The following is an 11,039-nucleotide window of genomic DNA, read 5'->3' as shown; positions in this document are numbered from 1 at the left end:
GCGCAGGATCTCGTTGGCCTGGCGCAACTCGCGGTTCTCCCGCTCCAGCGCCTTCATCCGATCGGCGACATCGCTCGGCACCCCGGCACGCGTGCCGCTGTCGACCTCAGCCTTCTTCACCCACTCGTGCAGCGTCTGGCCCGCACACCCGATCTTCGCCGCGATCGACACGACCGCTGCCCAGCGGGAGGGGTGATCCTTCTCGTGATCCAGCACCATCCGTACCGCCCGGGCGCGCACCTCAGGCGAAAACTTATTCGTCGTCTTGCTCGTCATAGCCCCTTCCTCTCAGGAGTTGGGACCTCCGACAAACCCGGCGCGGTTCAACCCGCCGAGATCGTGGACGATGTCGCCAAGGCGAAGGAGCTGTGGAATGCCGGCATCTCAGCCTGGTTCCCGGACGGGCCCGGGGATCCCGAGATTGTCCTGGTCAAGGTTCATGCGGATGGCGCGGAGTACTGGGACAGCCCCGGTGCAGGCGTCGTATCGGTGCTGTCCTTCGTGAAGGCGCATCTGACCGGCAAGCCGTACCATATCGAGGACGTGAAGGTTGATCTCTGAAGAGACGCGAACATCGTCCGAGCGTCAGCGATCTGCGATAGGGCGGCGATGAGCGGTTGTGGAACGTCGCGGTCAAGAACGGCCTAAAAGCCGTCAGCGGGGATCGCGCGGGGTAGTTCAATGCCGCTGACCCTGGTGCACTCTGCCAGTAGTTGATCCTGCAGATCCGTCCGGCTTGCCGCCGGGTGAAGGCGAGCGGTGCGCTGATGGAAGAAGTAGCCGCCGCTGGCCGTGGCTCCACTATCGTTACTCGTGGCGAGCCACGCCTGCGTCGCCGCGCCTGCCTGAAGATCGCCGCTCGCGCGCTGTCCGCCCATGCGAGTCGGCACCCAGCCAGGCTCGACGGCGTTCGACAGCACTTCTGGCCAGGCTCTCGACACGGCGAGGGCAAGCAGCGCGTCCTGGAACTTGGTTTCCGAATAGGCACGGTTGCCGTTCCAGAAGCGATCCCGCCATTGTAAGTCGTCTAAGTTGCCGTCGACACGGCGGTGTAGTTCCGAGCTGAGATACACGAGCCGGCTCGGCCGGCGCATGAGCGCGGTCAGCACGTAGGGGGCGAGCACGTTCACCGCCCAGAGCTGCGAAAGTCCGTCGGCCGTCTGCACTCGCCGCTTCTCGCGGTAGCCGATCGCGACGTTGTGGATCACCGCGTCGAAGCGGCCCGACGCGTTCGCCTGCTCGGCGAGCGACCTCATCGCGGCGAGCGTGGATACGTCGGCGATCAGGACATCAGCGGCGTTCGGCAGCGCTCGCCGCGTCTCGGCTGCACGCGTCTCGTCGCGCGCGTGCAGCACGATCTCGTGCCCTTGCTCGGCGAGCATCCGTCCGGCGAGCAGACCGAGTCCTTGCGACGAGCCAGTGATGAAGACCCTCACTTCCTGACGCTCCGATGATGGCGCGTGGCGCGCCTCACGCCGGCTTGACCGTCCGGATGACGTCGAACCCTTCGAAGCGGGGTGGCCCGAGATAGAGCGGCCGGTGATTGCCGGCGCCACGGTGTGCGGCGCGGAACGCGTCCGACCGCGTCCATGCCTCGAAGTCCTCGCGGGTGCGCCAGACCGTGTGCGATGAGTAGAGGACGTGGTCGTCGGCTGTCGGTCCACGCAGCATGTGAAACTCGACGAAGCCCGGCACATCGGCAAGATGCGAGTCGCGCGACAGCCACACGTCCTCGAACGCGGCTTCCTCACCGGGTATGACCTGGAAACGGTTCATAGCGATGAACATCTTGATCGAAACTCCTGCCTGACTGCTGCGAAGGGGCGACTTCCGCTCGCCGCCGCGTTGTCGCTGGAGCAAGGAGAACGCTCAGTGGCCGCCGATGTCCTCATCACCGACTGGAAGGAGGCGCCACGCGTGCGGCTGCTCGCCGATCACCCTGTGGCGCAAGGCGGTCGCTACGTGCTTTGCTGGCTTCAGCAGGCGTTGCGCGCCCGCGACAACGCGGTGATCGACGCAGCCGTCCACCTCGGCAATGCGCTGAACCTGCCCGTGCTGGTCTACCACGGCATCCGAGAGGACTACCCTTACGCCTCCGACCGGCTGCACCGCTTCATTCTTGGCGCGAGCGTCGACCTTGGCATCAGCTGCCGCGAGCGCGGACTCGCGTGCGTGCAGCACGTCGACCATGCCGAGCGTCGGGAGAAGGGGCTCGTCCACCGCCTCGCCGCCGACGCTGCAGCGGTGGTGCTGGAGGATCAGCCGACCTTCGTCGCGCGCTGGCAGGCGCAGCGCGTCGCCGAACGAGCGCAGGTGCCCGTCTTCGCGGTAAACGCTGCCTGCCTGGTGCCGCCAGCGCTGATCGGCGACGGCGTGCGGGGTCGCTCCGGCTTCCTCCGGCGGCACGAGCCCGAGCGTACCGCCTGGTCGCAGTGGAAGGACGAGAGGCCCGACGTGACGCCGTATGCCGGCGAGCTGCCGTTCGCGCCCGACCGGCTCGAGGAGCTCGACCTCGACGCACTAGTCGCCGACCTCGCCATCGACCACTCGCTTCCCGTCAGCACGATGCACCCGCCCGGACGCGCCGCGGCTGAGGAGCGGCTCGCGCGCCTGGTCGCCGACGTGCTGCCCGGCTACGCCTCCGCCCGCAACGATGCCACGCGGAGCGAGGGCGCGAGCGGCCTCTCGCCCTACCTGCACTTCGGCGTGCTTGGCCCCCGCGAGATCATGGCGGCGGTGAACAGCGCAACCGCGGGCGGACAGCATAAGCGCAAGCTCGCCGACGAACTGCTCGGCTTTCGCGAGTGGTTCCACTACCAGGCGACGCAACTGCAGGCGCCGGAGCAGTACGACCGGATCGCCAGCTGGGCTCGCCAGACGCTTGCCGATCATGCCAGCGATGCTCGGCCTGAGCAGGAGACGCTCGCCGCCATGCTGGCGGGCGAGACGCGCGACGAGACGTGGAACGCGGGCCAGCGGCAATTCCTGGTGGACGGCTGGATGCACAACAACCTGCGGATGTACTGGTGCAAGCGGATCATCGCATGGACGCCGACCCCGGAGGCAGCGTGGGCGACCGCCTGCTACCTCAACGACCGCCTCAGCCTCGATGGCCGTGATCCAAGCACCTACGGCAACATCGCCGCGATGTTCGCCGGATCGCCGTCTGAGCGCGAACGGGCAATCTATGGCCGAGTGGCGACGCGCGGCGATGGCTCTACGCGGAACAGGGCAGGTGGCGAGGCGTGGCTCGCAGCAGCGGCGTCGCGGCCAGCGCCGCAGCTGTCGGTTCCCGCGGAGGTGCCGGTCGATCCGTACCTGACCGGCGAGGCGACCGTTTAAGTTGGCCGACACCCGGCGCCTCGAATTATGCAACCGGAACGGCTGAACGGACGTCTGCTTTCGAAAACGCGTTTAGCGCGGCTGAACGACCGCTTCTGGGTCGACTTGATCCCGGGCCGGCGCCGATGGAGGGTCGGCTTAGGAGCGCGTCGTCGCGATCTCGGGCGCCAATCGGTTGATGACGCTGTAATTCAGCGCCGTCCACCATTCTGAGCCTTTGCCGGCCAACGCCTGTTCGGAGGTCTCGATCGCGGCATGATCGGCGTGGACGAGGTAATCCTCGACGTCGTTCATGCAGGCGAATGACAGGATCGAGATCGCGTCGATCTTGGAGCCTTCCGGATCGGCCTGCGTCGACCCGATGTTGTGGAGCTGGGCGTAGCGACGGACCAACTCGCCGGTCGCACCTTGCGCCAGGACAACATCCGCATGGTCGTCCAGTAAGCGAGCCTGGAACGCCTCACGTGACAGTTCCGGCCGGCGCATATGAATTTTTACCAGGCTGATCGGATCGCGATGCCGCTCGCTGGGGATGAGGATATGCTCGCGGGTGATCTCGCGCGTCACCATCCGAAACGCGGTCTGTTCGTCGGCGATTATGCGCTTGGCGAACTTGTCCTGCCCTAGCGTCGCCTCAATGTCGTCCTGATCGGCATAGGCGATGTAGGCGAGGCCGTCCCAGCGCGGGCGCCGGAACTCGGGCACCCGCTTCCACGGATCGGAGGGGAGCCGGCCGCTCTCGTCCACCATCGCGCGATAGGGCGGCGGGAAGCCGGAGGAAGGGCCGGAGGCGATGCGGTGCACTTGGTCATAGCGCAGCACCTTGGCGGACGAGCTGCCGGGCTCGTCCCAAGCGAACTTGGGGCCGTGGACCTTGCGCCAATACTCGTCCCAGTGCTCCAAAGCGATGTTGGGGTCGCCCTCCAGTGCCAGCGCGCCAGCGCGCCAGTTTGGGAGGTGTACCTCGTGCCCGTGCCGGCTCTTTGCCGAGCCGCTGTCCTGCGGCCGCTCGGAACGTGGCGTGTCATCCACCCGGCTGACGAATGTGGGAGTCACGATCAGCGGCTTGCCCGTGGGTGGCTGTGTCTTGCCCAGCGGCGGACGGTGAAGATTGTCGGTGCGGTCAAAGTCGGTCATCGCAGGCCTCACGGGATCAGACGGTTGGCACGCAGCCGCTGGAACAGCGCGAAGAACGCATCGTCAGTCGGCTGATATCCGGTGAAGCCGAGCCGCCGGCTCTTGCTCATGTCCGTGACCACTTCGATGGGCCGGCCAAGGTCGGCGTCGGTGTGCCAGGGTGAGGCGAGGCGGTTGAGGTCGGGCTCCGCCAATCCCTCACGCATCGCAATGTCGCGCCACAGCCTGGCGTCGTCCGCCATCTCATGCTCGAGCGGCCGGACGGTGCCGTCGAACGGCGCCGCCCGTACCCCAAACCATTCGGCGATGCGATTCCACATCCACTGCCAGCGGAAGACGTCGCCATTGACGACGTTGAACGCCTCATCGTGCGCGGTCTCGGTCTCCGCCGCCCACAGCAGGTGCTGCGCCAACTGGCCAGCGTCAGTCATGTCGGTGAGCCCCGACCATTGGGTCGCCGAGCCGGGAAAGATGAAGGGCCGCCCTGTCTCGCGGCAGAGTGTCGCGTATGCGGCTAACGTCGTGCCCATGTTCATCGCATTGCCGACGGCAAGGCCGATCACGGTATGCGGGCGGTGCACGCTCCAAGTGAAGCCATCTCGCGCCGCGGCGGCGAACACCTCGTCCTCCTGCGCGTAGTAGAAGTTCTCAACATCGAGCCGCCCCTGTTCTTCGCGGAACGGCGTCTGCGGCAGCGTGCCCTTGCCGTACGCCTCAAACGGCCCGAGGTAATGCTTCAGGCCGGTGACCAGCGCGACGTGTCGCGGCCTGGTGGGCGTGGGAAGGCCGTCGAGCAGATTACGCACCATCGTCGAGTTGACGCGGATATTCTCTGCCTCGCTGTCCTGTCGCAGCCAGGTGGTGATGAACACCGCGTCCGGATCCAGATCACGCAGTGCGGTCGCGGTCGCTGCCGCATCCTGCAGGTCGGCCGCGACCGGCTGCACACCCGCCTGCGTGGTTGGCCGCCGGGCGAGGCCGTGCACCGTCCAGCCCTGTTCCACCAGGAGCGCCGCCGTCGCGCTGCCGACGATCCCGCTCGCGCCCACCACCAATGCCGTCTTCGCCATGAAGGCCTCCTTGTCTTCGCCAGAGCTAGGCACGGGCATGCAGCGCTTCTAGACGGCACCATTCAGGCCCCCAGGCACCAAGAGGTAACCACATGCAGCCCGGAACACCGGACGAAGAATGGCGGGAGGACTGCGCGCCGCGCCGCGTTCTGGAGCTGTTCGCGACCAAGTGGACCAGCATGGTGCTGCACACCCTCCATGCACGTCATGACGGTGTTGCGCGCACCGGCGTGCTCCAGCGCAGTCTGCCGGGCATTTCGAAGAAGATGCTGACCCAGACCGTACGGGACATGGAGGCCAGCGGACTGCTGAGCCGGCATGTTCAGAGCACCATTCCGCCGATCGTCGAATACCGCTTGACCGAGCTTGGCCAGCGCTTCGTCGAGCCGGTCGAGCTGCTCTACGGCTGGGGTCGCGACAACGCTGATGCCCTCGACCGCCTCGCACCTCGCCCGAGTTCACGCCGCGCGTAGCTGATCCTGCGGCCTGCGCCGATGAACAAATGGCGGGAACGGAGGAAGGGCAAACAGGCGAGAATGTCCGTTTGTGGGTCCGCTCAGACCTCAGTGCGTTCGGCCAGTTCCAACGCGTCCTCCACGTCAACGCCTAAGTAGCGCACTGTGCTGTCGATCTTGGCATGGCCGAGAAGAATTTGAACGGCGCGGAGGTTGCCAGTTGCCTTGTAGATGATCGATGCTTTCGTGCGCCGAAGCGAATGCGTCCCATAATCTTGAGCCGGAAGGCCGATGCCGACCACCCACTCGTGCACGAGGCGGGCATATTGCCGGGTGCTCATGTGGGCCATGTAGTCGTTCCGGCTCGGAAAGACGAAGTCGTTCAGTGTCCCGCCGCGACGCTCCAGCCATGCCCGCATCGTCTTTCGTGCCGTGTCCATCAGCTCGAACTGGACCGGCCGTCTGGTCTTCTGCTGAACCACTACAGCGCGGTCACGGACGCGGCCGCCAGAAACTACATCTCCGATCCGCACCCTGACCACGTCGCAGCCGCGCAGCTTACTGTCGATGGCGAAGTCGAACAGCGCCCGGTCGCGCAGTCGTCTATGTTGGTCGAGCCAAAAGCGAATGGCCCAGACCTGTTGCTGTTTCAGCGCGCGCTTCGCACCGATCAGCCGGCCTTCGTTCCAAGGTCGAAGTTCGTGGAAGGCGGGATCCATCGACGAGTGACCCATTGATCATCTCCATCGGGCCGAACTGCCAAACGAGTATACGCAGGCGCGGTAAACTGGCGGTTCCGAAATGTGGTTGATCGGTCCTCGGTGACACTGAACGAGCGGCCGGTTTCGGGTACCGTCTCACAATCGATGAACGACCAAACCTGGGTCATCTTGCCTGTAAGCGGACAGGTCGCGCTTTGGCAGAACCAACTGACTGGCACTAGCGATCACGTGAAGCCAGCGCCTCCCTCCGCCACTCAAATTACCTTGTCGAGGGTAATTGGTAGATCACGAACACGAGTGCCGGTGGCGTCATAGATCGCGTTGGCGACTGCGGCGGCGACGCCGGTGATGCCGATCTCGCCAATGCCGTGCGCTCCCATCGGGGCGTGGGGATCGGGAATATCGGTCCAGATCACGTCGATCTCGGGCACGTCGAGGTGCACGGGGATGTGATATTCGGCGAGGCTGGGGTTCATGATCCGGCCGTTGCGCTCGTCGAACTGCGTCTCCTCCATCAGCGCCATGCCGAGACCCATGATGATGCCGCCGCGAAATTGACTGCGCGCTGTCTTGAGGTTGAGGATGCGGCCGCAATCGAATGAGCCCAAGAACCGGCTGACGCGCGTCTCACCGGTGACGGTGTTGACGCGAACTTCGCAGAACAGCGCGCTGTGCGAGTGCATCGACCAGTGCATCGTCTCCAGTGGCAGCGACCCCGCCTTGGTCGCCGATACGCTGTCTCTCTGCGAACGGCCGAGGATCGAGGCATAGCTCTCCCGCCGCGTCGGGTCGGCGAGGCTGCCTAGCCCGCCGTCGTCGCAGCCGACCTCGTCCGGCGACAGGCCGGCGAGCGGGGAATCGTTGCCCGCGAGCTTGATGAGGTCGCCGACCAGCGCAGTCTGTGCGGCGATGACCGCCGCGCCGATCGCCGCGGTCTGCTGCGATCCGCCGGCCATGATCGCGCCGGGAATGGCGCTGTCGCCGTATCCTACCTCGACCCGGTCGAGCGGCAGGCCCAGCCGCTCCGCCGCAACGATCGCGGTGGTGGTGGACGTGCCCATGCCCATCTCCGCCGCCGCGACCTCGACCAGCGCCTTCACCCCGTCGCCATCGCGGGTCAGGGTAATGCGCGCCTCCGCGCCGGGCATCCGGTAATAGGGATAGGTGCCCGTGGCGCAGCCGACGCCGACCAGCCATTCGCCCTCGCGCCGCGTGCTGCGCGGCGGGCGGGCGTGCCAGCCGAAGCGCTCCGCCCCGTCGCGCCACGCCTGCGCGATATGGCGCGAGGAGAAGGGCAGGCCATTCGTCGGGTCCTTGTCGGGCTCGTTGCGCAGCCGCAGCTCGACGGGATCGATGCCGAGCTCCACCGCCAGCTCGTCGATCGCGGATTCGAGCGCGAAGGTGCCGACAGCTTCGCCCGGCGCGCGCATGAAGGTGTTGGCGAGCATGTTCATCCGCGCCACCTCCACCTTCAGCAGGATGTTGGGCGCGGCATAGGCCGCCTGGGTGCCGAGGATGAACGGCTCGGGCATGCTGTTTTGCGGCGTCATGACCGACAGGCCGGTATGGATCAGCGCCTGGAAGCGTCCGTCCGCATCGGCGCCGATTGCGACGCGCTGTTCGGTTAGCGTGCGCCCGCCGACGACGCGGTAGACGCCCTCGCGCGAGAGGGCGATGCGCACCGGGCGGCGCGCCAGCTTCGCCGCCGCGGCACCGATCACCTGATGGTCCCACAGCCCCTTGCTGCCGAATCCGCCGCCGACATAGGGCGAGGTCAGCCGCACCTTGTCGGTCGCCAGGCCGAAGGTGTCGGCCATCGTCTGCGCCTGCTGCGTGACCATCTGGCTGGCGTCGTGGATCGTCAGTTCGTCGCCGACCCAGGCGAGGGTGGCGGCATGCGGCTCGATCGGATTGTGGTTGTGCCGCGGGGTGCGATAGGTGCGGTCGACCTTGTGCGGCGCTGCCGCGAAGGCCGCCTCCGCATCGCCGATCTCGTTCAGCAGCGGCTGCCCCATGAACAGGCCGGGCTCGATGCCGTTCGCCTTCGCGCCCGCCAGCGTCGTGGTGGAGGGCTCCGCCCCATAGGTGATGCGCAGCAGCGAAGCGGCGTGATCGGCCTGCTCCTGCGTCTCGGCCAGGACGCAGGCGATCGGTTGTCCGTTCCAGTGGATGCGATCGTCCTGCAGGATCGACAGGTCGGCCGGGCCGACCGCGGACGGCGAGGAGCCGAAAACCGGCGGCGTCGCCATCCGCGGAGCGTTTAGATGAGTCATCACCAGCACGACGCCGGGCGCGGCCTCCGCCGCCGCGGTATCGATCGCGGCGATCCGCCCGCGCGCGATCGTGGCGTAGGCGAGTGCGGCATAGGTCATGTCGGCGAAGCGATGCTCCGCGGCGAAGGCGGCGTCGCCGCGCACCTTCAACGCGCCGTCGAGCCGGGAGACGGGCTTGCCGATCAACCCGTGCTTGCGCGCGATCAGCGGATCGGGAACGCCGCCGGGGATCCAGCTATCCGGGGCGAGCGGCACCAGCTTCGTCATGGCGCCCTGCACCAGTCCCTGCGCCGCCTGCTTGGCACTGTCGATGATGCTCATGCCGCGTCTCCCATCGCCAGTTCTTCCAGAACCGCTGCCAGCGTGCGGCTCGCGAGCGCCGGTTTGAAGGCATTGTCCCGCAAGGGGCGTGCGTCGACGAACTCCGCCGCCGCTGCATCGAGGAAGGCCTGGTGCGTGGCGGGGCGATCGAGCAGGGCCGCCTCCGCCCGCATGGCGCGCCACGGCTTGTGCGCGACCCCGCCGAACGCGATCCGGACCTGCTTGATGCGATCGCCCTCCAGCTCGAGCGTCGTCGCGACGGATACCAGCGCGAAGGCGTAGCTCGCCCGGTCGCGCACCTTGCGGTAGGTCGATCGCGTCCCCGCCGGCAGCGGCGGCAAGGCTACCGCCGTCACGAGGTCGCCGAGTTCGAGGTTGGTGTCGCGATCGGGTCGGTCGCCGGGCAGGCGATGGAAGTCCGCGAAGGGGATCGTGCGCGGTCCCGCGGGGCCGTCGACGTGCACCGTCGCGTCGAGCGCGGCGAGCGCGACGCACATGTCGGACGGATGGGTCGCGACGCAGGCGTCGGAGCCGCCGAGGACAGCGTGGATGCGGTTGAAGCCTTCGCGTGCGTCACACCCCGAACCCGGCTGCCGCTTGTTGCACCGCGATCCTTCGGTGTCGTAGAAATAGGTGCAGCGCGTGCGTTGCAGCAAATTGCCACCCACCGTCGCCATGTTGCGGATTTGCGCCGACGCGCCGGCCAGGATCGCGCGCGACAGCAGGGGATAGCGCGCGCGAACAATGCGGTGCTCGGCGAGCGCGGTGTTGCGGACCGCGGCGGCGATCAGCAATCCGCCATCCTCTGTCTCCTCGATCGCGGCGGGCAGGCCGCTGACGTCGACCAACCGCTCCGGCCGGGCGACCGTCTCGCGCATCAGGTCCACCAGGTTGGTGCCGCCGCCGAGATAGGCGGTGCCGGCGATTGCGCCCCGGCGCAGCGCATCGGCGGCGTCGATGGGGCGAGCATAGTCGAAGGGGGTCATGCCGACGCCTCCGTCGCGAAGGTGGCCCGGATCGCGTCGACGATGCCGTTGTGCGCGCCGCAGCGACACAGATTGCCACTCATCCGTTCCTGGATTTCCTCGCGCGTCCACTGCGCGTCTGCGGCGAGGTCGGCGCTGACGTGGCTCGGCACCCCCCGCTCCAGCTCACTCGCCATCCCGATCGCCGAGCAGATCTGCCCCGGGGTGCAATAACCGCATTGAAAGCCGTCATGCTCGACAAACGCGGCCTGGAGCGGGTGAAGTGCGTCGCCGCCGGCCAACCCCTCGATCGTCGTGATCGCGCGCCCGTCATACTGCACCGCGAGCGCAAGGCAGGACAGTATCCGCTCGCCGTCCACCAGCACCGTGCATGCCCCGCACGCGCCTTGATTGCAGCCCTTCTTCGTGCCGGTGAGGTGCAGGTCCTCGCGCAGATGGTCGAGTAAGGACACGCGAGGATCGGCAGGGCCGTGCACCTGCTTTCCGTTCACGATCAGCGACATGGCAGGTCCCTTCTCATTGGCTTGCACCAGATAAGTAGCAGTCGAACCAACGACATGCTAACTCCGCGCCGCCCGACCCTGCTCAGCGAGGTCGCGACCTGCCTTATAAACCACGGCGGCGGAAAGCCGGTCGGGTAGGCGAAAACCCGTAGCAGGCGGCATGCCACGACGTGAATGAACGGCGAGTTCCGAGATGCGCGGAGTCGGACAGGAATGTCCGTATCTGGGTC

General features: G+C 66.9%; 12 protein-coding genes. 3 read left to right on the top strand and 9 right to left on the bottom strand.

From position 1 onward, the window contains the following. Positions 1-276, bottom strand: a 276-nt coding sequence (locus tag BM145_RS15400) for a transposase (RefSeq protein ID WP_143090222.1), incomplete at its 3' end; no start/stop codon positions are given. A 63-nt stretch (positions 277-339) separates the two neighbouring features. Here BM145_RS15400 and BM145_RS16260 point away from each other — a divergent pair. Continuing rightward, complete coding sequence (locus tag BM145_RS16260) at positions 340-561, top strand: pyridoxamine 5'-phosphate oxidase family protein (protein ID WP_218149671.1); 222 nt, start codon at positions 340-342, stop codon at positions 559-561. An 83-nt stretch (positions 562-644) separates the two neighbouring features. Here BM145_RS16260 and BM145_RS15390 read toward each other — a convergent pair whose 3' ends face one another. Next, the gene (locus BM145_RS15390; protein WP_093334521.1) at positions 645-1,436 is read right to left on the bottom strand and encodes an SDR family NAD(P)-dependent oxidoreductase; all 792 of its coding nucleotides are present in this window, start codon (positions 1,434-1,436) and stop codon (positions 645-647) included. A 34-nt stretch (positions 1,437-1,470) separates the two neighbouring features. Further along, the gene (hmuQ, locus tag BM145_RS15385; protein WP_093334524.1) at positions 1,471-1,788 is read right to left on the bottom strand and encodes a heme-degrading protein HmuQ; all 318 of its coding nucleotides are present in this window, start codon (positions 1,786-1,788) and stop codon (positions 1,471-1,473) included. An 84-nt stretch (positions 1,789-1,872) separates the two neighbouring features. Here hmuQ and BM145_RS15380 point away from each other — a divergent pair, with 84 nt between their 5' ends. After that, positions 1,873-3,342, top strand: a complete 1,470-nt coding sequence (locus BM145_RS15380) for a deoxyribodipyrimidine photo-lyase (protein WP_245739408.1) — start codon at positions 1,873-1,875, stop codon at positions 3,340-3,342. 138 nt (positions 3,343-3,480) lie between these two features. On the opposite strand, the gene BM145_RS15375 is transcribed toward BM145_RS15380, so the two are convergent. Beyond that, a complete protein-coding gene (locus BM145_RS15375) occupies positions 3,481-4,479 on the bottom strand; it encodes an EthD domain-containing protein (protein ID WP_093334520.1) in 999 nt (332 codons plus the stop codon). An 8-nt stretch (positions 4,480-4,487) separates the two neighbouring features. Further along, complete coding sequence (locus tag BM145_RS15370) at positions 4,488-5,549, bottom strand: SDR family oxidoreductase (protein WP_093334519.1); 1,062 nt, start codon at positions 5,547-5,549, stop codon at positions 4,488-4,490. 92 nt (positions 5,550-5,641) lie between these two features. Between BM145_RS15370 and BM145_RS15365 the strand changes: the two genes are divergently transcribed. Continuing rightward, on the top strand, positions 5,642-6,022 hold the full coding sequence (locus tag BM145_RS15365; protein WP_093334518.1) for a winged helix-turn-helix transcriptional regulator: 381 nt from the start codon (positions 5,642-5,644) through the stop codon (positions 6,020-6,022). A gap of 83 nt (positions 6,023-6,105) precedes the next feature. On the opposite strand, the gene BM145_RS15360 is transcribed toward BM145_RS15365, so the two are convergent. The 4 genes from BM145_RS15360 to BM145_RS15345 form a co-directional block, all read right to left on the bottom strand. Further along, positions 6,106-6,738 carry a tyrosine-type recombinase/integrase gene (locus tag BM145_RS15360; RefSeq protein ID WP_093334517.1) on the bottom strand — a complete coding sequence of 211 codons (633 nt, stop codon included), beginning with the start codon at positions 6,736-6,738 and terminating at the stop codon, positions 6,106-6,108. 242 nt (positions 6,739-6,980) lie between these two features. Further along, the gene (locus BM145_RS15355; RefSeq protein ID WP_093334516.1) at positions 6,981-9,320 is read right to left on the bottom strand and encodes a xanthine dehydrogenase family protein molybdopterin-binding subunit; all 2,340 of its coding nucleotides are present in this window, start codon (positions 9,318-9,320) and stop codon (positions 6,981-6,983) included. Continuing rightward, positions 9,317-10,306: an FAD binding domain-containing protein gene (locus BM145_RS15350; protein ID WP_093334445.1), complete on the bottom strand. Its 990-nt coding sequence runs from the start codon at positions 10,304-10,306 to the stop codon at positions 9,317-9,319. The genes BM145_RS15355 and BM145_RS15350 overlap by 4 nt, the downstream gene beginning before the upstream one ends. Beyond that, positions 10,303-10,809, bottom strand: a complete 507-nt coding sequence (locus tag BM145_RS15345) for a 2Fe-2S iron-sulfur cluster-binding protein (protein WP_093334444.1) — start codon at positions 10,807-10,809, stop codon at positions 10,303-10,305. Before BM145_RS15345 ends, BM145_RS15350 begins: the two co-directional genes overlap by 4 nt. Between the last annotated feature and the right edge of the window lie 230 nt (positions 10,810-11,039).

The sequence above is a fragment of the Sphingomonas rubra genome (assembly GCF_900115745.1).
Lineage (GTDB): Bacteria > Pseudomonadota > Alphaproteobacteria > Sphingomonadales > Sphingomonadaceae > Sphingomonas > Sphingomonas rubra.
The sequence above is the reverse complement of the archived record's forward strand: the minus strand, read 5'-3'. Positions and strand labels throughout refer to the sequence as shown.

What these genes read in the sequence shown, in the direction of transcription:
- BM145_RS15370 (WP_093334519.1), bottom strand. Translation starts at nt 5,549, where the DNA reads ATGGCGAAGACGGCATTGGTGGTGGGCGCGAGCGGGATCGTCGGCAGC.
- BM145_RS15360 (WP_093334517.1), bottom strand. Translation starts at nt 6,738, where the DNA reads ATGGGTCACTCGTCGATGGATCCCGCCTTCCACGAACTTCGACCTTGG.
- BM145_RS15345 (WP_093334444.1), bottom strand. Translation starts at nt 10,809, where the DNA reads ATGTCGCTGATCGTGAACGGAAAGCAGGTGCACGGCCCTGCCGATCCT.
- BM145_RS15365 (WP_093334518.1), top strand. Translation starts at nt 5,642, where the DNA reads ATGCAGCCCGGAACACCGGACGAAGAATGGCGGGAGGACTGCGCGCCG.
- BM145_RS15355 (WP_093334516.1), bottom strand. Translation starts at nt 9,320, where the DNA reads ATGAGCATCATCGACAGTGCCAAGCAGGCGGCGCAGGGACTGGTGCAG.
- BM145_RS15350 (WP_093334445.1), bottom strand. Translation starts at nt 10,306, where the DNA reads ATGACCCCCTTCGACTATGCTCGCCCCATCGACGCCGCCGATGCGCTG.
- hmuQ (WP_093334524.1), bottom strand. Translation starts at nt 1,788, where the DNA reads ATGTTCATCGCTATGAACCGTTTCCAGGTCATACCCGGTGAGGAAGCC.
- BM145_RS15375 (WP_093334520.1), bottom strand. Translation starts at nt 4,479, where the DNA reads ATGACCGACTTTGACCGCACCGACAATCTTCACCGTCCGCCGCTGGGC.